Origin of the sequence: Limosilactobacillus rudii, assembly GCF_014145455.1 — a bacterium.
GTDB lineage: Bacteria > Bacillota > Bacilli > Lactobacillales > Lactobacillaceae > Limosilactobacillus > Limosilactobacillus rudii.
Genome location: NZ_JACIVB010000054.1, coordinates 196,387 through 216,322 on the forward strand (window position 1 = coordinate 196,387; position 19,936 = coordinate 216,322).

General features: G+C 39.4%; 15 protein-coding genes. 9 read left to right on the forward strand and 6 right to left on the reverse strand.

Going from position 1 to position 19,936, the window contains the following annotated elements; genetic code table 11:
* The first annotated feature begins 80 nt into the window (after window positions 1-80).
* Genes H5S39_RS06540 through H5S39_RS06550 form a run of 3 tightly spaced genes read left to right on the forward strand, consistent with a single transcriptional unit; the run spans window position 81 to window position 2,693 of the window.
* Window positions 81-584, forward strand: a complete 504-nt coding sequence (locus H5S39_RS06540; protein WP_182596287.1) for an ABC transporter permease — start codon at window positions 81-83, stop codon at window positions 582-584.
* Window positions 584-1,906: a glycosyltransferase family 2 protein gene (locus H5S39_RS06545; protein ID WP_231832865.1), complete on the forward strand. Its 1,323-nt coding sequence runs from the start codon at window positions 584-586 to the stop codon at window positions 1,904-1,906. The genes H5S39_RS06540 and H5S39_RS06545 overlap by 1 nt, the downstream gene beginning before the upstream one ends.
* Window positions 1,899-2,693: an EAL domain-containing protein gene (locus H5S39_RS06550; RefSeq protein WP_182596288.1), complete on the forward strand. Its 795-nt coding sequence runs from the start codon at window positions 1,899-1,901 to the stop codon at window positions 2,691-2,693. Before H5S39_RS06545 ends, H5S39_RS06550 begins: the two co-directional genes overlap by 8 nt.
* A 329-nt stretch (window positions 2,694-3,022) precedes the next feature.
* On the opposite strand, the gene H5S39_RS06555 is transcribed toward H5S39_RS06550, so the two are convergent.
* Window positions 3,023-3,670: an HAD family hydrolase gene (locus H5S39_RS06555; protein ID WP_182596289.1), complete on the reverse strand. Its 648-nt coding sequence runs from the start codon at window positions 3,668-3,670 to the stop codon at window positions 3,023-3,025.
* 211 nt (window positions 3,671-3,881) lie between these two features.
* Here H5S39_RS06555 and H5S39_RS06560 point away from each other — a divergent pair, with 211 nt between their 5' ends.
* A complete protein-coding gene (locus H5S39_RS06560) occupies window positions 3,882-5,207 on the forward strand; it encodes an APC family permease (RefSeq protein ID WP_220477071.1) in 1,326 nt (441 codons plus the stop codon).
* A 48-nt stretch (window positions 5,208-5,255) separates the two neighbouring features.
* On the opposite strand, the gene H5S39_RS06565 is transcribed toward H5S39_RS06560, so the two are convergent.
* From H5S39_RS06565 to H5S39_RS06575, 3 genes are all read right to left on the reverse strand, one after another.
* On the reverse strand, window positions 5,256-7,919 hold the full coding sequence (locus H5S39_RS06565; protein ID WP_182596290.1) for an HAD-IC family P-type ATPase: 2,664 nt from the start codon (window positions 7,917-7,919) through the stop codon (window positions 5,256-5,258).
* Window positions 7,920-8,204: 285 nt separating this feature from the next.
* A complete protein-coding gene (locus tag H5S39_RS06570) occupies window positions 8,205-9,116 on the reverse strand; it encodes a proline-specific peptidase family protein (RefSeq protein ID WP_182596291.1) in 912 nt (303 codons plus the stop codon).
* A gap of 93 nt (window positions 9,117-9,209) precedes the next feature.
* Window positions 9,210-11,615 (reverse strand): Xaa-Pro dipeptidyl-peptidase, encoded by a 2,406-nt coding sequence (locus H5S39_RS06575; RefSeq protein WP_182596292.1) that lies wholly within the window; start codon window positions 11,613-11,615, stop codon window positions 9,210-9,212.
* 140 nt (window positions 11,616-11,755) lie between these two features.
* Between H5S39_RS06575 and H5S39_RS06580 the strand changes: the two genes are divergently transcribed.
* The 5 genes from H5S39_RS06580 to H5S39_RS06600 all read left to right on the forward strand — a co-directional run bounded on the left by H5S39_RS06580 (window position 11,756) and on the right by H5S39_RS06600 (window position 16,948).
* Window positions 11,756-12,847: an ABC transporter ATP-binding protein gene (locus tag H5S39_RS06580; RefSeq protein WP_182596293.1), complete on the forward strand. Its 1,092-nt coding sequence runs from the start codon at window positions 11,756-11,758 to the stop codon at window positions 12,845-12,847.
* Window positions 12,847-13,653, forward strand: coding sequence for an ABC transporter permease (locus H5S39_RS06585; RefSeq protein WP_182596294.1), 807 nt, complete (start codon window positions 12,847-12,849; stop codon window positions 13,651-13,653). The genes H5S39_RS06580 and H5S39_RS06585 overlap by 1 nt, the downstream gene beginning before the upstream one ends.
* A complete protein-coding gene (locus tag H5S39_RS06590) occupies window positions 13,653-14,471 on the forward strand; it encodes an ABC transporter permease (protein ID WP_182596295.1) in 819 nt (272 codons plus the stop codon). The genes H5S39_RS06585 and H5S39_RS06590 overlap by 1 nt, the downstream gene beginning before the upstream one ends.
* Window positions 14,468-15,541 carry an ABC transporter substrate-binding protein gene (locus tag H5S39_RS06595; RefSeq protein WP_182596296.1) on the forward strand — a complete coding sequence of 358 codons (1,074 nt, stop codon included), beginning with the start codon at window positions 14,468-14,470 and terminating at the stop codon, window positions 15,539-15,541. The genes H5S39_RS06590 and H5S39_RS06595 overlap by 4 nt, the downstream gene beginning before the upstream one ends.
* A gap of 96 nt (window positions 15,542-15,637) precedes the next feature.
* The gene (locus H5S39_RS06600) at window positions 15,638-16,948 is read left to right on the forward strand and encodes a hypothetical protein (RefSeq protein WP_182596297.1); all 1,311 of its coding nucleotides are present in this window, start codon (window positions 15,638-15,640) and stop codon (window positions 16,946-16,948) included.
* A 14-nt stretch (window positions 16,949-16,962) separates the two neighbouring features.
* On the opposite strand, the gene H5S39_RS06605 is transcribed toward H5S39_RS06600, so the two are convergent.
* Together H5S39_RS06605 and H5S39_RS06610 are read right to left on the reverse strand one after the other, a co-directional pair.
* Entirely contained in the window at window positions 16,963-18,270 is a 1,308-nt protein-coding gene (locus H5S39_RS06605) for an MFS transporter (RefSeq protein ID WP_182596298.1), read from the reverse strand.
* Window positions 18,271-18,531: 261 nt separating this feature from the next.
* Window positions 18,532-19,926 carry an APC family permease gene (locus H5S39_RS06610; protein WP_182596299.1) on the reverse strand — a complete coding sequence of 465 codons (1,395 nt, stop codon included), beginning with the start codon at window positions 19,924-19,926 and terminating at the stop codon, window positions 18,532-18,534.
* Window positions 19,927-19,936 lie beyond the last annotated feature (10 nt).

Consider the following 19,936-nt stretch of genomic DNA (forward strand, 5'->3'; position numbering starts at 1 on the left):
ATATGATTTTTATATGAATTTTTGACAATCTAGGGAGGATATGGGTAATAAGCTAACACTAATTACCTAATTATTAATACATGAAAAGAAAAGCACACCATAACTATCAAGATGATTATTTTGAAAAGGGTCACTGGGGGATTAAACTTTGGCAAACTCTGATCGCGCTGCTTAGCTGGTGCGTTCTTTTTACCCCAATTATCATTACCAGTGCTACTTACCTTGCTTACCGAACTCACGGGCAAAGAGGGCACTTATTTTGGAACTATGCAGAAGGATTTCGTGAGTTAAACTTTCTCTGCATCTTTCTCGCCTTCTCTTTAGGAATGATCGCTGTCTTTTGTCTGGCAATGGGGTATATCCAACACCTCCGTTCCCGGGGGCTAGTTGAAAAATGGCCGATGTTTGACTTGACCAAGAGCAACTGGGAGCAGTCCCGGGCTGAAGCATTTATGACTAACCGTTTTGGCCCGCGAGTAGATCGTGAAAAGCGACAGAGATTTAAGGTTACTGCCGAACAAAATCTTGCTAAAAATCAACTGAAAGAAATTATTAACGGTAACCGAATGGGGGAAAATGAATAGTGGTTTCAAATATCTTTAATGGTGTCTTTCAAACATCATCGCCATGGATGTCTTTTGTCGTTATTATCAACCTCATTCTCTGCCTTTACCCGATTCTTGGTGCCATGTTCTGGCTTTGTGGTGCATTCGCATATGTGCTGTTTCACCGTGGTGAGGATCGCAATCAGCCTTCGAAACTAACGAATGAACCATTTATTACAATCATGATTCCTGCACATAATGAAGAGGTTGTCATCCGTAAAACGCTTGAGTACCTTCTAACCCAGCTTAATTATCATAATTATGAAGTTCTTGTAATGGATGACGGTAGTACCGATCATACTCCCCAAATCTTGGCAGAACTACAAAAAGAATATTCACGGTTACGGGTAATCAGGATTGAGGAAAATCAGGGGAAAGCCCACGCGTTTAATATCGGAATGTTCTTCGCAAAGGGCGAATATATCCTTAGTAACGACGCGGATACTCTCCCCGAAAAAGATGCGCTTAAAAAGTACATGTGCTATTTCACTAGTCCTCAAGGGATTAATTATGCTGCTGTCACGGCCAATATGGACGTTTATAACCGGTCAACTCTCTTGGGAAAATCTCAGACAGTCGAATTTTCAAGTATCGTGGGCATTATTAAACGGAGCCAAACTGCGATTAACAATACAATGTATGCATATAGCGGTGCTAACACAATGTACCGTCGGGATTTCTTAATCAGTGTTGGTGGCTTCCGTCAAGATCGCGCCACGGAGGATATTAGTATTGCTTGGGATCATACCTTTATGAATATTACTCCCAAATTCGCCCCAGATATCATTTTTCACATGAATGTTCCCGAAACATTTCGTGATCTTTATAAGCAACGAAAACGATGGGCTCAAGGTGGTACCGAAGTCTGGCTGACTAACTTTACCAAAATTATCCGCCATCCTTGGCAACACCGCTTTGTTATTCCGATGCTGGCTGATACTACTCTTTCAATTATATGGTCGTTCTTCTTCTGGATAACTAGTATCATTTTCTTGCTGACAATGTGTTACTTCCTATTTACCGGAAACGATGAACGGGTCTGGCACGGGATTGTGATGAGTATGATCTTTGTTAATTTCCAATTAATTGCCGGGCTAATGCAAATTCTTGCTGCGTTAATTTTGGATTTCCGCGGTACTAAATTGCGTTACCTTGCTTTTGCACCACTCTATCTTTTAGTTACTTGGCTAATTAATCCCTTAACCATAGTCACTACCTTTCCCAAAGCAATCAAAACAATCATGGGCTACGGTAGTGGTAAATGGGTTAGTCCAGAAAGGAAGGCTGATAGTAATGGCTGATCTTCGTTTTCTCTTATGGTGGGTCTTTGTTATTTTCACGATTATCTGTCTCATTTTTTGTATTGAAGCAACGATTCGTTACCGGTATAAGCGTGGGATCGATAAGGAGGATGAGTTCGCACAACGTTATAAATATTTTGGCCAGCCAATTTACGATCATTATCAAAAGATTCAGGGATATGAACTTCTCCTTCGTGAATTCGATTCAGTTCAAAAGCAGTGGCGTTTGCCGAGAAACGTGAATAATTTTCCACTAAGTAAAATGGTCTTAACCATTCGGCAAATTGACCCGCAAATTATTAATTCCATCAAAATACTTGCCCTTAACATGACTGTTAGTCAAATTACCGACTTCCGCGCAAGCTACTTTTTTCAGTGGGTCTTAGGATTAATCAATAATCGACAGCTTTCCATTGAAATCGATGCGCGGGATATTCAACAAGCGAGCTTTATCCAACGGCGAAAACTTCATCGCTTATTAAGAAAGCTTGATCATCCCCATATTAAAATAACAATTGAAAACGTTGATTCAACGAAAAGAACTTTTCTTCTTTTAAAGAATCTTCTTCCCTATACGGATTATGTTAAATTTAACATCCGTTCGTTTAATAAATCGCCCGAGCAGTGGATTGATATTACTCTTGCACAATGGCAACAATACCTGAAAAAACATCAGGTAACGCCAGTTGTCGGTAAGGTGGAACGGGATGAGCAGGATGCACTGGTCAACCAATTAGATATTAATCTCCGTCAGGGTTATGTTTACGGAATGCCAGATGAATTTTAGGCTATATCGAAATGTAAAAAAAAGCTGGGAATTAACCTCTACAAGAGCCTGGTTGGCTAACCGAGAACGATGAATGATGATGTAATCATCAGAATCGTTCGTAGTTAGACTCTAAGGCTCTGGTTAATTCCCGCGATTAGACTCTAAGGCTCTGGTTAATTCCCGCGATTAGACTCTATAAGTTCGAATACTATTAGTAATAGGTTGAGGTCGAGAAATGTTTTTCCCGGCTTCTTGCTTTTTAAAAGTGCAATAGCCCATTTTTTACGTATATATATTATTAGGGGAGAATAAAAAAGCCCATGACGTATACGGCCATGGGAGAAGTATTAGATTTCTAAAAGATCACTCGGCTTATGTAGTGGGAAATCGGCATCCTTGATACTATCTGGATTTACTGAACCATACAATGCTCCTGCAAATTTAATTCCAGCCGCATGGGCAGCCTTCAGATCATTAATTGTATCGCCAACGTACACTGCTTTTTGTGGATCAGCATTCATTGCCTTCATTGCTGCCAAGATTGGGTCTGGGGATGGCTTGTGTTTTTTAGTATCAGCAGAAGTAATGGCAACCTTAAATAATTTTGCAAAGTCATATTGCTTAACAAAATATTCTTGATACTCATCAGCGAGTTTTGAGGTGGCAATGGCAATTTTTGTGTTGCTTCGGTGGGCTAGTGCGTTTAGCATCTCTGGAATACCTTCGATAACTTTAGCGCGATCTGCCCGTTCATAAGCAAGGTTGAACCAATCTTTTTGAATAGCGGGGATTTCCTCTTCAGCAATCCCTGCAAGGCGTAACGCATCCTTACCGGTAATACCAAATAAATCGTGTTTTGTTTGTTCAACTTTATCTGGAGCAACTGGGTGACCATGTTTAGCTAATGTATCAATCATTGCCGGCATATACATGTCTAAAGTATCAATTAATGTTCCGTCAATATCAAAAATAAAATTAGTGATTTCTTCTGACATTTTTATCCAATCCTTTTATTAAAAATAGGTATAAACATATTGTATAACACTGTCTTCTCAGTACAACATTATAAAACAAAATATTTTTAGAATTGCTAGCTGATAATTTACCTTTTTATCTCAAGACGACTACAATATAAATGAAATTATAATTTTGTGTGGGGTGATTACTATCGCTAGTCAAAAGTCTGTACCTAAGAAGCTATCTTTTATGTCGATTTACTTTTTAGGAATTAATGGTGTTATCGGCTCAGGGACATTCTTACTTCCGTCTGTTATTTATCGGGATATGAACCTGTCAGCTGTTGCCGTTTTGTTATGTACTGCTGTTACTGTATCGATGATTGCATTATGTTATGCGGATCTTTCAAGTCGTTTTACCGGATCAGGAGCTGCATGGTTGTATTCTTATCATGCATTTGGTCGCTTTACGGGATACGAATTAGGAATTTTTACTTGGTTTTTAGGTTGTTGTACCCTTTCTGCGGAGATTGTTGCTCTATTGACTACGCTTAAAAGTTTCCTGCCTATTTTTAACGACCCGCTTGCTTATGGCATTGGGGCATTTGGTTTGATTCTTCTATTTGCACTTATTAATTTCTTCGGGCGGGGACTTGTAAAACTCGTCAATAATATTTCGGCCGCAGCAAAGATTCTGACGTTGATTATTTTTATCGTTGTCGGTGTTTTCTTTATTCATAAAGCAAACTTTTCACCAGTTATTCCACAGGCAGCCTTAAAGGGACCAATGCCATTCCTTCACCACTTTGGTGCAGCATTTACACCTATTTTTTACTTGTTTACTGGCTTTTCTTTTTTGCCAATTGCTGCTAAACAAATGAATAAGCCTGAAAAGAATATTCCTCGTGTACTTATTGCTGTAATGGTTAGTGTTACTATCTTAGACGCATTAATGATGATTGTCGCAGTCGGGCTTGCTGGGACCAAACTTGGTGGTTATTCGACACCATTAGCTAATGCGTTAGGCCTGGCAATCGGTAAATGGGGTTACGCCTTTATTATTTTTGGAATGCTTGTAAGTATCTTTGGCGTTGCCTTTTCAGCTTCGTTTAATACGCCATCGTTAATCGCATCAATGGCTAACGAACATGGAATGCTTCCTAAATTTATTGGTAAGAAGAATAAGCATGATGCTCCGTGGGTAGGGATCATTTTGACTTCAATTCTTTCAGCATTATTTGCTACGCAGAGCTACCTCTTTCTTGTTAGTTGTACGGTTTTAGCTTCATTTGTTCAATACGTTCCTTCAATTCTAGCTGTTGTGAAGTTTGAACACAGTAATGAGTATCCAACGCACGGATTCAAATTACCCGGGAAATATTTAATTCCAATTTTGGCATTGTTAGTTTCTTGCTATATGGTAACAAACTTTACAGCCAAAACATTATTGGTCGGAACGGTTGTTGCTATTGCTGCCGCTGGGGCATACTTCTTCATTAAGACTGACCGAAGTTATGAAGAAAAACACTCAAAATGGCTGGCAGAATTACGCTTAGAAGGTAAAAAATTAAAGTAATATGTAAAAAAGACACCGAAGTCATTTTGACTACAGTGCCTTTAATTATTAACGGCGATTCAAACGAAATCTTACCATCTTATCAGATTCAGTGCATAAGAAGATTAGGCAAGAGAAGATGATAACAGCGAGCCATTCCATTAGGCTAATACCAGTAACGTGGAATGCCATCTGCATAAATGGAACATAGGTGAAGATTAATTGGAAAAGGATCATTATCCCAATTACTCCCCAGGCTTTTTTACCAATATTACCAACTTCTTTGAGTCCGTATTGTTCAGTTCGGATACTGAAGAAGTAGAAAGCCTTACTTACAACAATTGTGTTGACCATCATAGTAGTAGCATTAATTACGTCAGCTCCAGAATTGATAAACCATTCGTAACCAATGAGGGCAAAGATTGCCATTAGAGCAGAGACGTAACCCATTTGAATTAGGTCGTGGCGATTCATCAGTCTTTGCGTAACTGGCCGTGGTGAACGATCCATAATTCCCTCTTCTGCTTTTTCAAAGACGAACGCAAATTGAATTGTAATTGCGGCAATTAGGTTAATCCACAGTAATTGTGCTGGCTGGAGTGGAACCTGTTGTCCGGTAAGAATTGAGAAGGCGACAACTAATCCTTCAGCAAACGATGTTGGTAACAGGAAGAGAATACTCTTTTTGATGTTGTCGTAGATCCGTCGACCTTCTTTGATAACTGCAGCCATGACAGCGAAGTTATCGTTACCAAGGATCATGTCAGCAGCATCTTTAGCTACATCGGTTCCCTTGATTCCCATGGAAATCCCAATATCGGCTTTCTTTAATGCTGGGGCGTCATTGACTCCATCCCCAACCATTGCGGTAATTTTCTGTCGATTTTGTAATGCTTCCACAATTTCGAGCTTGTTTTGCGGGGTTGTCCGCGCAAAAACTTGGTTTGATAGGGCAGCTTCTTCTCGTTCTTCGGTAGAAAGCTTGTCCCATTGCGCACCGGTAATAGCGTGGATTGGGCCGTTAGTTAAGCCTAATTGTTTTCCAATTGCCCGAGCAGTTTGTGGGTCGTCTCCAGTGATCATTTTGACTGATACACCTGCACGATTCATTTGTTTTAGGGCAACAATTACTTCTTCACGTGGCGCATCCAGAAGGGCAGCTAGACCAAGCAAGTGAATTCCCTTATAGAGATGGTCATGCTCAACTTCCATTAAGTTTTCACCATTAACTGGTTGATAGCCAACTGCAATAACCCGTTTCCCAGCTTTTGACCAGTCGTCAACCCGTTTTTGCCACTTAGCGGTATCAAATTGCGGATCTTCTTTAGCTGCCATTTCAAAGAGTTTATCAGGAGAACCTTTAACAAAGATTACTTGTTGGTTATTCTTCGAGGCGTTAGTTAACTCTGCAATGTAACGATAATCAGAATCAAATGGCAAAAGATCAAGGGCCTTATATGGTGATTGATATTCGATACCAAATGCTTTGCGGTAAAGAGTTAAAAAGGCACCGTCAGTTGGTTCACCATTGATATGCCAGTTACCATCCTCATCGGTCAAGACGGTATCATTGGCTTGATAGCCGGCTTCTAAGAATAATTTAAGCTGGTCATCAATGGAAGCTGGTTCACCGTTTAATAGGATTTGACCATTCGGAGCATACCCAGTTCCCGTTACTGTATAATGCTGGTCCCCAACCCAAAGTTCAATGGCGGTCATCTCGTTTTTAGTGAGGGTACCGGTTTTATCAGTAGCGATAACATCAACTGATCCAAGGGTTTCAACAGCCGGCATTGACTTAATAATTGTCTTGTGTTCCTTTGCCATTTTGCTGATACCAAATGCAAGGATAACAGAAGTAATTGCGGGTAAACCTTCTGGAATAGCCCCGACAAGCATCGCAACAACAGCAAGAGCAAGGGCAGGTAAGGAGTATATCTTAAGGAAGAAACCGACGATAAAAACAATTACGGAAGCGGTAATCGTTATATAAGAAACAACCTTACCAACATGGTCGATTTCCTTTGTAAGTGGCGTTTTTTTCGGCTTAATTTGAGCCACTTCTTGTGAGATTTTTCCGATTTCTGTGTGTTCTCCGGTAGCAACAACAACACCAAGACCGCTTCCGCTAGTAACAGAAGTTGAGGCATAGGCCATATCAACACGGTCAGCTAAGGGCACATCAGCATCAGTAATTGCCTCATCAGTTTTAATTACAGAGTTGGTTTCTCCCGTTAGTGCAGATTCTTCAATCCGTAAATTATCTGCCGAAACAATCCGCAAGTCAGCAGGAACGTTATCACCAGCCTCTAAGAAAACGACATCTCCACATACCAAATCCGCAGCATTGATATCTTGTCGCTTCCCATCACGATAGACGGTGGCATGTTGGGCCATCATTTCCTTAATTTTGGCTAACGCATTAGCAGCACTTGATTCTTGGAAGTAACCAATTAATGAATTAAGGATCACAACAGCACCAATAACAATGGCATCGGTGTAGTGTCCGATTAAGATAGTTAAAAGCGTTGCTACTAATAAGATATAGATGACGATGTTATTGAATTGTCGAAGAAACATTTTCCACTTGGGAGTTGGTTTGACTTCGATTACATTATGACCGTCTTCGGCAAGTCGTTTCTGGACGACCGTTTCGCTAAGTCCTTTTGTAAATTCGACTAATTGATATTCTTTTTTTACCTCATCGGTAGTTAATTGATATTTTTCTTTCATTTTTCCCCTTTTAATATAAGTTTAGTAAAGTAACTATCCTTAAAGTTCCCATCCTTTAAGGCAACAACATCAGTGAAGCCATATTACGTTTTTGCTTTGATCATTCCTTCGCTATTTATCGTATAAATAGCGTATCATATCTTTTTAATTTTGAGCGTTAATTAAGATATTTTTAAAACATGATTCATAAATTATTAATAATTAATTTAGAGTCACGGAAGTACTGTTATTAAAGCAAAAAAACGGGCATGAGAAAATATCTTTCTCTTACCCGTTAATGGCTTGCTATTTATTAAATTTATTACTTTCAACATCTCGAATGAAGTCAGCAAGATGCTTGTAATAAACGTCTGGATTGTCAACCATGTGGTGGTGACCACCATTTGGCGTTGTAACGAGTTTGGAGTTTGGAATAAGACTATTCATTGTCTTTGCCGTATCAATAGGCATCGTTTCATGTTCACCAAATGTAATTAAGGTCGGGACCTTAATATTCTTTAATTGCTCGCGAAAGTGCCAATCTTTAAGCTTCCCGGTAATGACAAATTCATTATCGCCTTGGAAAACATTATAAACAGCATCGCCACCAAGGTCTTTAAGGTGGTAGAGCTTGGATGGCTGCTTACGGTCAACATACTGCTCGTTCATTACTTGGACTAATTCTTGATATTTAGGGTTACTGTAGTCATTGCTATCTTCGCACTTCTTCATAAAAGCAACCTCTTCAGGAGAAAGGGTCTGTTCACGCAATGCATTAACGTGGTCAACGTATTCGTCAATCTCGTCAACCATTGATGAAATAATTGCGCCTTTAAGGTGTTGACCATATTTGACCGCATACTCTTGAACAAGTAAGCCGCCCCAGCTTTGACCGATTAGGTAGAAATTATCTAGTCTAAGCTTTTCTCGTACTTCGTCAACTTCATCAAGGAAGTACTCATAAGTAAGGTACTTTTTAGCAATTTCCGGATCAGAATAGTCAGGCTGATCAGAGTAAAGTGAACCAAGCTGGTCATACATCGTTACTTGAACGTTCAGCCCTTGCTTTTTGAGCTGGTCAGCAGCGTCCTCCCAATATTCATGATTACCACCAGGACCACCATGTAGGGCTAATAAATGAATGTCACCTTCACCCTGGGTATTTGTCCAGAGATGATAACCGTTATCAAGGGTGATAATTTTGGTTCCTTGTTTCATTCTTGAATCTCTCCTTTAAATGTGTATATTTTTCATTTTATCGCAATTATGGATATCTTGCTAAAAATTGCTTAGTTTCATATGAAACATTTGCTAATTATTGTCCAATGAAAGACCCGGAATGCTGAGTTGGCACCCAGATAGGTCGAGCTGGTATTCAATTTGTTCGTTACCACGAAGAGTATACTCGTAGTCGGTACTATAAATAATTACCCCTAATTGGTGTCCAGCAGCGAGACGGTGGAAGATTGGCTGCAAGTCGAAATTAACAGAAACAAATTGATTAGCATCTAGGTTGTCGACTTGTGCAGGCGTGTGTCTGTTTTGCAAGTTGATATGGCCGCTTGCGATTACCTTATAAGTTGTTGGGGATTTTTGCAGTTTGAATTCACGAAGATCGTCAGTCTTCCAATGATATCCAAGCTCAAGACCATTACGATTGAAGAGTACCGGCGATGTTGTGAGGCGCTTACCCTTTCCCAAATCTACCAGCCGGGCACTAATCATCCCGTAATTTTTGGAAGAGGCAACCCTTAATGTTACGGTTGGCGTTCCCCGAAGAAGGGTATCAGTTTCAACCGGGGTACTGACAAAGTGACGACTGAACTGACCATTATCTTTTATAAGCGCCTTTGCCCATTCGTGAGGATCTTTACACCATTCGCGGTATTTTTCTTCGGATTGGTGGTCATTAAAACTTTGGATCCCGAGTCCTGGCAGGGTGGTTAAACGTCGGTCGTTGAATTGATAAACTTGTTGTTTGCCGGCTGTCCAGTGGTCATAGGTATTCCATGTTTCAGGGGTCTTGTTATCCTGTACGAGCACACGCGGTAGGGTATCATCAGCGTGATTATCTTGTCCCCATAGTTTGTTAGCAAGCCATAGATTGACCATCTCAGAGAAATCAAGCGACCGAAAAGCGTTGATATAGATATGTTGTCCTTGGTGTAAAATTAATTTATTTATTACGGTTGAATTTTGGAGACTGTCATACAACGCTTTAACATTACTAGGACGGACATTTGTATCATTTAGACCATGAACCATCATTACAGCCGCCTTGATGTTTGCTAGATTATGGCGATAGTTTCGCTTATCCCAAAAGTCGTTGTAATTGCCGCTTTTGCGATCCATTGCCTCACTCATTTGGTTGATGTATTGGTTATTTACTTGCTCTACTCTTCGATAGTCAGCAGGGCGTTTAGTCCGACTAAATGTTTCATCAGCAAGAACGTCAGCGTCTTCACCTTGAAAACCGCCAGGAGCACGGACAAGGCCATTTTCACGGTAGTAATCATACCAACTAGAAATAGCTGCTTCACTAATGATTGCTTCAAGCCCGGCAACACCAGTAGTGGCAACTGCAGTAGCAAGTGTTCCGAGGTATGACCGTCCTGTCATTGCAACCTTGCCATTGCACCAATTAGCTTTAATTTCTGTTCCGCTGTTACGATCAGTAAATGCCCGACGATTACCATGAAGCCATTCGATGACTGCTTTCATTGAGTCGGTTTGTTCAGGCGAGCCGCACGTTTGCAAACCATCAGAGTCCTTAGTACCAATTCCGGCAGCGTAGACAATTGCATATCCGCGAACTGCTAGGTAATTATTTAAAGTATAGGCAGGGGTGGTACTAAACGTTTCAGTTGCATGATCAGCATGACCGGTAACCTGTTGGTAAGCAAAATTAATTGAGAAAGACTTTTCTTTTGGCGCTTGATAATCTGTTGACTTATGGGTGAGTGGAACATTAACGTTATGAGTTGCTTTTTCGCCCCATTCGTCATTAGTTCCCTGATTATAGGGACTAGCTGTAAATACTACCGGTACGCTTAAATCGTCATCTGACTCACGTGGTCGCATTATTTCGGCCTTGACTAAGTCTGCCTTACCGTCAAAATCAGTATCCATATCTGTTTCAATGTAGACAACTTCTCGAATAAATTTGGCAGGATCAAAGCAGGCAAGGGGCTTTCCATTAAAATATAATGGCTTTTGCTCAGCTGGCAATTGGTAAGTCCATGCTAAAAATCCCTCAGCTGTTAAATGATCGATGAGCGATTGACCATTTTTTCCGTGAGTATTTAATAAAAGGTAAAAAGCGTCAATGACATTAGTGGTGGTCCATTGTTGATGGTACTCAGTTGGTAGTCCGGTCTTCTTTATCATTGTGAGTGGATCAGTAATATCAAAGTCAACCGCAACTTCAAAGTCAAGTAATTGGAGAGCAATCAAGTAGAAAATACTATTAGTAAGCGGCTCTTGCTTATCAAGCCAGTCGTCAAGTGCAAGGTCCGGAGTAGCCAAAAGATCATGTAGCCATTGCTTAGTGATAATTGGCTGGTTGCTTGCCATGTGAATTCGTGCCAATAGCGTTTCTAGCATTGCATTTGGCGTCAGCGTGGCTTCTTCATTTTTCCTTAGTAAGCGAATCATCATTAATTCTTGGCGACGCTGTTGTGGTGTAGTTGGGGTGATACTAAATTGATTAATTTTCATCTGGAATACCTCTTATAGAATTTGATATATTAATTATCGCACTTTTATATTAATTTGCTTAGAATTAACAGTGATTGCGATTTAGAGCGTATAATTTATACTGATATTTAGGTTAAAAAATCATGATTGGGGAAAAGCCGATGGCAAAGAATGTAATGGAATTTCAACATGTAAGCAAGCAATATGATGACAATGTCGTATTGCGTGATATTAGCTTTGAAATTGAAGCAGGAAAATTTTATACCTTATTAGGACCATCAGGATCAGGAAAGACGACTATTTTACGGCTGATTGCTGGATTTGACCATGCATCTGCCGGTGATATTTATTTCGATGGACAGCGAATAAATGATGTTCCGGCAAACCGGCGTCAGGTTAATACTGTTTTTCAAGATTATGCCCTTTTTCCACATATGAATGTCGCCGAAAATGTAGCATTTGGATTACAAATTAAGGGAGTAAAGAAGGCAGAGATAAAGCAACGAGTTAAAGAGGCATTGCATCTCGTGCAGCTTGATGGCTATGATAATCGGGAAATTACGGCGATGTCAGGGGGGCAGCGGCAACGGGTTGCAATTGCCCGGGCAATCGTTAATAAGCCGAAAGTCCTGCTCCTTGATGAGGCTTTGTCGGCCCTTGATCATAAATTACGGGTTCAAATGCAGACAGAGTTGCGGCAATTACAGCGGCAACTAGGAATTACATTTATTTTTGTCACTCACGACCAAGAAGAAGCACTGGCAATGAGTGACCAGATTTTAATTATTAATGACGGTAAAATTCAACAGAGCGGTACACCAGTTGATATTTATGACGAGCCGCTCAATCATTTTGTTGCCGATTTTATTGGGGAGAGTAATATTGTACCGGGAATTATGAAAAAAGATTATGTTGTTTCAATCAATGGACAAGATTTCGATTGTGTAGATGCGGGGATGAAACCTAATGAGAAAGTTGAAGTAGTGATTCGCCCTGAGGACCTTGACATCACGACAGTTGAAAAAGGAAAGCTTATTGGCACGGTTGAAACACAGCTTTTCCGAGGGGTTGACTACCAAATTACAGTAATCGACCAGCGAAATCATAAATGGAAGATTAACTCGATCCATAAAACGAAGGTTGGTGCTAAAGTCGGGATTACTTTTGATCCCGAAGATATTCATGTTATGCGGTATAACGAAACGGAAGAGGATTTCGATGCCCGTCTAGATAGTTATGAGGAGGCGGACTAATGCGACAGAAAGCGATGTTTATTGTTCCGTATGCCTTGTGGATTGTTCTATTTGTAATTGCCCCGTTAGTATTAATTTTATACCAGTCATTTTTTAATATTAATGGGCAGTTAACCCTTAATAATTACGCAGAATACCTTACTTCAGCCGTATATTTAAAAATGACATTAAATTCAGTTTGGTATGCTTTTCTAATTACCTTGGTAACCTTAATAATTAGTTATCCAACCGCTTATATTTTAAACAAACTTCCTAATAAGCAATTTTGGCTGTTACTAGTTATTTTGCCAACTTGGATTAATCTGTTGTTAAAGACGTATGCATTTATTGGGCTTTTTAGTCGTACAGGGACAATTAACGAATTTTTACAATTTGTTGGACTAGGTAGCCACCAGCTTTTATTTACAGACGCCAGCTTTATGTTTGTTGCTGCTTATATTGAGATTCCTTTTATGGTATTGCCGATTTTTAATAATTTAGCGGAGATCAATCCATCGCTAATCAATGCGAGCTATGATTTAGGGGCAACTCATTGGCAAACTTTTCGGCGGATAATTTGGCCGCTATCAATGCCTGGTGTAAAAGCGGGAATTCAAGCAGTTTTTATCCCGTCACTTTCGTTATTCATGATTACCCGTTTAATTGGTGGAAATCGAGTAATTACCCTCGGGACAGCGATTGAAGAACATTTCCTGACGACACAAAACTGGGGTATGGGTTCAACAATTGGTGTTGTTCTTATAATTGCGATGTTTATTATCATGTTTGTGACTGGTGAAGGAAAACGGAAAGGAGGTCAGCACTAATGAAGAGTCATCATTGGTCATGGGGGAATATTTACCTAGCATTAGTATTTGTGATTTTGTATGCCCCTATTATTTACCTGGTTGTTTTTTCGTTTAGTAGTGGTCAAACAATGGAGAAATACCATGGCTTCTCTTTACAACACTACGCTGACTTACTTGCTGATAGTCGGATGATTACAATTGTAATTAATACTTTGCTAGTAGCTTTTCTTGCTTCATTGTTAGCTACAATTATTGGGACACTTGGTGCGTTGGCAATCAAGGATGCTCACCGCCCATGGAAGAATAGCCTTTTATCGTTAAATAATGTCCTAATGGTTTCCCCAGACGTTATTATTGGAGCGAGCTTCTTAATCTTTTTTACTATGCTTGGCATTCGGTTAGGTTTTATCTCAGTACTCTTGAGTCATATTGCCTTTTGTATTCCAATCGTTGTTTTAATGGTGTTGCCGAAGCTTAATGAAATGTCTCCCACCTTGGTTGATGCGGCATATGACCTTGGGGCGAGTCGCTGGCAGGTACTTTCCCGGGTAATATTGCCATCAATTGCACCCGGAATTTTTGCCGGATATTTTATGGCGTTTACTTACTCCCTTGATGATTTTGCTGTTACCTTTTTCGTAACTGGTAATGGTTTTTCAACACTTTCAGTCGAAATTTACTCACGAGCGCGGCAGGGGATCAACCTAGAAATTAATGCCTTATCTACCTTAATGTTTATTGCATCGTTACTATTAATCATTGGCTACTATGTTATTAGTAAACGTGGTGGTCGGCGTCCACGAATTGTTACGGTTAAAGAGGGGGATGCACAATGAAAAAAATATTCAGTGCCTTCCTTGCAATCGTTGTTATTTGTGTTTTATTAGCACTTGGTGACCTTGCGTTTAATCAGCAAAAGACTAGTGGCGGAAAACAAACACTAACGATTTATAATTGGGGTGACTATATCGACCCCGCGTTACTTACAAAATTTGAACATCAGACCGGCTATCATGTTGACTATGAGACGTTTGATAGTAATGAATCGATGTTAACAAAGATTCGTCAAGGTGGAACTAACTATGATGTAGTTGTGCCGAGTGAATATACTGTTCAACGAATGAAAAAAGAACATTTGATAGCGCCGCTTGACCATCATAAATTACCAAACCTGCGTTATATTGATCCTCAATTTTTAAATCGCTCATTTGATCCGACAAATCGATACTCGGTTCCTTATTTCTGGGGAACGTTAGGAATTATTTATAATGATCAAAAGGTGCAAGGAAAAGATGTTCAGCATTGGGAACAGCTTTGGAGCCCACAACTTAAAAATAATGTAATGCTAATTGATAGTGCGCGGGATGTATTTGCAGTTGCATTAATTACGCAACATCATTCTGTTAATACGACTAACTATCACCAGTTGAAACTTGCTCAGACACATTTGAAACAGTTAACGCCGAATGTAAAGGCAATCATTGCTGATGAAATGAAAATGTATATGGAGCAGGACGAAGCAGCAGTTGGGGTAACCTATTCTGGTGATGCGCGCGAAATGATGAATATTAATCCGCATTTACATTATGTTGTACCAAGCGAAGGAAGTAATATTTGGTTTGACAACATGGTAATCCCGAAGTCAGCTCGGAATAAAAAAGCCGCTTATGAATTTATCAATTTTATGCTTGAACCACAAAATGCGGCGCAAAACGCGAAGTATGTTGGTTATGCGACCCCTAATAAGGCAGCAAAAAAGCAGCTTCCGAAAAAGATTACTGCAGATAAGGCGTTTTATCCTCCTAAGACAACGATGGAACACTTACAGGTCTATCGTGATTTGCCATTGCGCGTCCTTGGAGAATATAATGATTTATTTCTAGAATTTAAAATGTTTGCAAAATAAAAGAATAGGGTACTTTTTTAGAAAAGTCCTATTCTTTTATTTTTAATTAGAGATGTGATTTACTAAAAGTAAACAGTAAAAAGTAGGAGGTAACTGATGAAAAAAATTTTAGCAATCAATCACGAGTTTGTTGCTCGTAGTTATATCTTATTTCCCACTTTGTTGTTTGCGTTCTCAATTATTGCCCATGCTAACGTAATTATGTTCGTATGGCCATTTATTTTTGTATATACTGTCGAAAAAGTAATGCCATTTATTTTAGATGGCCGGCTTAATCTAGCTGCGTGGTCAGGAGTAACTAAATTCTGTTCCATTGTTGCTTTTATTGGTGGTATTTTAGCCTGTGTTGGCATTTATTTTCGGATAGAATGGATTGCTAGTATTGCGGCAATTTTAATTGGCTTTGGGGTTACCGGTTTGAAATTACTGGGCGATCCGAATAAAGAAGTCGCTGGAATTAACTTCAAACGGGTAAACATAATTGCCGGTGTTAGTGTTATTGTCGGCTTAATCGTTCTTGGCCTCTTGTTAATGAAAACTCCATTAGTGTTTGGCTTTATCTTCTACACACTCATTTTAGGCCTTGAAGTTTTATATGCTTACATGGTCGTTAAACGTGAAAGAACGCCGCTTGACCTTAAGTTTTCTTTTAACTTAAAAGCTGCATTTCCTGCTATCGCTGTTCTCATTGTGGTATTTATCATCAGTGTTTTTAAGAAAACAGGACGGATATCTGACTTTAGCTGGGTCTTAATTATTTTAGCAATCCTCGGAATCATTTTGGAATTGCGTAATATCTTTGGTCAGCCATTTAAGCTTTTTCGAATCTGGTTAGGGGCAATCAAAAACTATGTCATTATTTATACATTATTGTTTGCCTTTCAACAAAATAAGGTTTACTGGATTTTTATTGTCTTTATCGAATTGATGGTAGGGGGAATGCTAACGGCGTTCTTAGATAAAAAACTACAAGTGGTTAAGCTAGTAACGCGTTATAAAGCTACTCTCGGGATCTTATTCCTAGGCCTATTCTTAACTTATACTGATCGAACATATTTAATTGGGACAGCTATCATTGTTTTAAGTTCAATATTATTGGGAAAATGGGTAAAAGTACAAGTGCCGGATAAGTATAGTAGCATTGACCAGAAACTATCGGTTTTTGGGTCGCTTTGTAATCAGATTGCACTTTTTGGAATGTTAGAGGTAATTTCATTCTTCAAACTTGATAATAAGAGTGCACTTCTGATACCGTACATTGACCATCAACAAGAATTACAGTACAGTCGTGAGATGTTTTATTTACGGGTAAGTATGATTATTTTGTTCATTATTACCGGGATCTTTGTTATTTTTCACGACCGAGCATACCTATTTACAAGTAAAAGGGCAAACGAGGCCAGCTAATTACTTGTCTTTCGCTATTTGATAAATTTTGGTGAAGTCTCGGGTGCCCATAAAAGGCAAATTATTCCTCCAAGTAGTAAAACAATAGTACAAACTAGCATTGCGAGATTTGCGCCGCCAAGGTTTGTTAAAACTGGTAATAAGAATGTCCCACTAGCAGCACCAAACCGGCTAATAGTAATGCAGGTACCAACACCACTGGCACGGACCTTAATATCAAATAATTCTGTCGGATAAGGATAGTCTAATACAAGTCCGGATGATAGGATTACTGCAAAAATGGCAAAGATGCTGATTTGTAAGATTGGTGAAAGGCTATTTCCTAACATTAATAAGATTAACGCTATTGCAGAGAGGAAAAAGGTACCAATTAAAAATATTCGTCTACTAATAATCTTAAAGATCCAGCTACCAATTAATACGCCGATGAAGACACAACTATTATAGATAACTCCTGATAAATTACTGTCACCAAGATTCATGCTGGTTAAAAGAATTGGTAGGAAGATACTAATACCAAAGAAGGAGAATGCTTGGCAGGCATAAAATAAGCCACCAACAATGGTCCGACGGCGGTATGGAGGATTAAAGAGAGTCTTCAGAGAAACATCTTTAGGTTTTTTACTGCGAATTTGTTTTAATGATAACCCCCATTTTTTACCAAGGTGTTTTTGAATTAGCTTTTGTGCTGACTTATTCTTTCCTTGACTAGCTAGCCAACTTGGGGATGCCGGAATACGGAAGAATGATCGGTATACTGCGGCAATTAAGCCCGGAATAGTACTTGAAGCAAGGATGATTTGCCAGTTGTGTGCGCCAAATCCGGTAATTAGAATTCCGGTGATATATGAAGCGATAAAGCCGATTGTCCAATAAATAATTAGTTGGCTTTGTAATCGACCGCTTTCTTTTGCTGGCAACCATTCTACTAATAAGGCATTACCAACGGTATAATCGATGGCAATCATTAAGCCGATTAAAACACGTAATATAAAAAGGACAATAAGGTTGGTTGTTATTAATTGAAGGAGAGAAAATACAGAAAAAAGATACATGTCGAGCATTAACATATTTCGTCGGCCAAATTGGTCTGCTAGCTTACCCATTAATGCACTACCGGCAAGACCAATCAGGCTTCCGGCACCGATAAGACCAACCCAAAAATCGTTAATGCTGATATAATTTGTTGCTTGTGAGAGGGCGGTTCCGCTAATTCCAAGCGCGAACCCGCAAGCAATCTGGCCTAAAATAAGTGCTAAATAGATTCGTAAGTGAATTGATGAAAGTGGCGCTTTTTTGTAATTTTTCTTTGTATATTCCATAAAAAATAGGCACGTTAAAAAAATAACTTTGCCTAATTATTTGATTCCTCCTTGTGAAAAAATAAAAAGTAAGTAATATTAGCCTAACAAAAATAAGGATTGGATGCAAATCGCCTTGTGAAAACATGCTGTGACGTAAGTACTTTTATCAAGTTGAAATACGAACAGCATGGTATATAAATAGAGTTTCAGTGTCGGTAAATTGAACGCTGAAACTCTATTTTTAGCTATCGTAATGCAAATTCTTTTACATATTAACATTTAGTTATTATTTTGAGCTAATTTACTGTGCCAGTAGCCATATGTGAAGTAAATGATAATACCAATGCCAAACCAAATTGCTGCACCGATATAAGTCTCCATTTTTAGCTGGGTCATCATTCCAAGACAGGCAAGGCCGGAGATAATTGGAAGAACCGGGTAAAGCGGCACCTTGAAACCACCACGGTTACCAATATCTTTTCGCTTGCGAAGAGGGATAATTCCAAAGGAAACGAGCATAAATGCAAATAAAGTTCCAATATTAACTAAACTAGTAAGTTGATCTAGGGAAACTAACCCTCCCATAATTGCGATAATAATTGCAACGATCCATAAGGCGATTTGTGGTGAATGACTCTTTTTATCGAGTTTGCCAAGGAAAGAAGGGAGCAATCCGTCGCGACCAATGGCGTATATCAAGCGGGAGCTAGAGTAAATCATTGAAACCATCATCGTGAACATCCCGATTAAGGCACCGATTGATAGTAATTCCGCGAGCCAGTCTTGATGGACCATTTGAAGAGCGAAAGCAACCGGGTTAGCAACGTCTAACTTCGTGTATTTAACCATCCCGGTCAGAACAACTGCCACACCAGTGTAAAGAATAGTAGCGACAGCTAGTGTTCCGATAATTCCTAATGGCATATTACGCTTAGGGTTCTTAACTTCGGCCGCCGAACTGGAGACACAATCAAAACCAAGATAGGCAAAGAAACCGATTGTAGCTCCGTGAATAACTCCCTTCATATGGTACGGAAGAAACGGATGGTAATTTTTAGGCTTAATGAAGAAAAGACCAACTATAATGAAGATCAAAATGATTGCAATTTTAAGAAAAACCGCAATATTATTGATACGAAGTGAAGATTGCATTCCGCGAGCTAGCATTACCGTAATTAATAGGACAATTATAACCGCAACAATATTTATATATGTCCCATGGGCAGGATCAAAAGGACCGGATAATGCTTTAGGTAAGTGGATACCGACACCCTCAAGTAAAGTATTGAAGTAAGCGGCCCATCCAGTGGAAACAGATGCAACAGCTAGCATATATTCAAGCACTAGCGCCCACCCTAGCAACCAGCCAAGAAACTCACCAAACACTACATTTCCGTATGAATAAGCACTTCCAGCAACGGGGAGTGCCGAAGCAAATTCAGCGTAACACATTGCAGCTAATGCACAAACAATTGCGGAAAACAGAAATGACAATGATACTCCTGGTCCAGCTGAATTTGCAGCAATTGTTCCTGGAAGAATAAAAATCCCAGTACCAATAACGGTACCAATCCCAATTGCCATGAGATCACGAGCATTCATTGATTTAACGAAAAGCTTATCTTCACCAAGATATCGATCAAGACTTTCTTTTCGCATAATGTTTAAGCTCATCTTTAACCCA

What these genes read in the sequence shown, in the direction of transcription:
- H5S39_RS06590 (WP_182596295.1), top strand. Translation starts at nt 13,653, where the DNA reads ATGAAGAGTCATCATTGGTCATGGGGGAATATTTACCTAGCATTAGTA.
- H5S39_RS06570 (WP_182596291.1), bottom strand. Translation starts at nt 9,116, where the DNA reads ATGAAACAAGGAACCAAAATTATCACCCTTGATAACGGTTATCATCTC.
- H5S39_RS06605 (WP_182596298.1), bottom strand. Translation starts at nt 18,270, where the DNA reads ATGGAATATACAAAGAAAAATTACAAAAAAGCGCCACTTTCATCAATT.
- H5S39_RS06575 (WP_182596292.1), bottom strand. Translation starts at nt 11,615, where the DNA reads ATGAAAATTAATCAATTTAGTATCACCCCAACTACACCACAACAGCGT.
- H5S39_RS06595 (WP_182596296.1), top strand. Translation starts at nt 14,468, where the DNA reads ATGAAAAAAATATTCAGTGCCTTCCTTGCAATCGTTGTTATTTGTGTT.
- H5S39_RS06555 (WP_182596289.1), bottom strand. Translation starts at nt 3,670, where the DNA reads ATGTCAGAAGAAATCACTAATTTTATTTTTGATATTGACGGAACATTA.
- H5S39_RS06585 (WP_182596294.1), top strand. Translation starts at nt 12,847, where the DNA reads ATGCGACAGAAAGCGATGTTTATTGTTCCGTATGCCTTGTGGATTGTT.
- H5S39_RS06610 (WP_182596299.1), bottom strand. Translation starts at nt 19,926, where the DNA reads ATGAGCTTAAACATTATGCGAAAAGAAAGTCTTGATCGATATCTTGGT.
- H5S39_RS06580 (WP_182596293.1), top strand. Translation starts at nt 11,756, where the DNA reads ATGGCAAAGAATGTAATGGAATTTCAACATGTAAGCAAGCAATATGAT.
- H5S39_RS06565 (WP_182596290.1), bottom strand. Translation starts at nt 7,919, where the DNA reads ATGAAAGAAAAATATCAATTAACTACCGATGAGGTAAAAAAAGAATAT.
- H5S39_RS06540 (WP_182596287.1), top strand. Translation starts at nt 81, where the DNA reads ATGAAAAGAAAAGCACACCATAACTATCAAGATGATTATTTTGAAAAG.
- H5S39_RS06550 (WP_182596288.1), top strand. Translation starts at nt 1,899, where the DNA reads ATGGCTGATCTTCGTTTTCTCTTATGGTGGGTCTTTGTTATTTTCACG.
- H5S39_RS06560 (WP_220477071.1), top strand. Translation starts at nt 3,882, where the DNA reads ATGTCGATTTACTTTTTAGGAATTAATGGTGTTATCGGCTCAGGGACA.
- H5S39_RS06600 (WP_182596297.1), top strand. Translation starts at nt 15,638, where the DNA reads ATGAAAAAAATTTTAGCAATCAATCACGAGTTTGTTGCTCGTAGTTAT.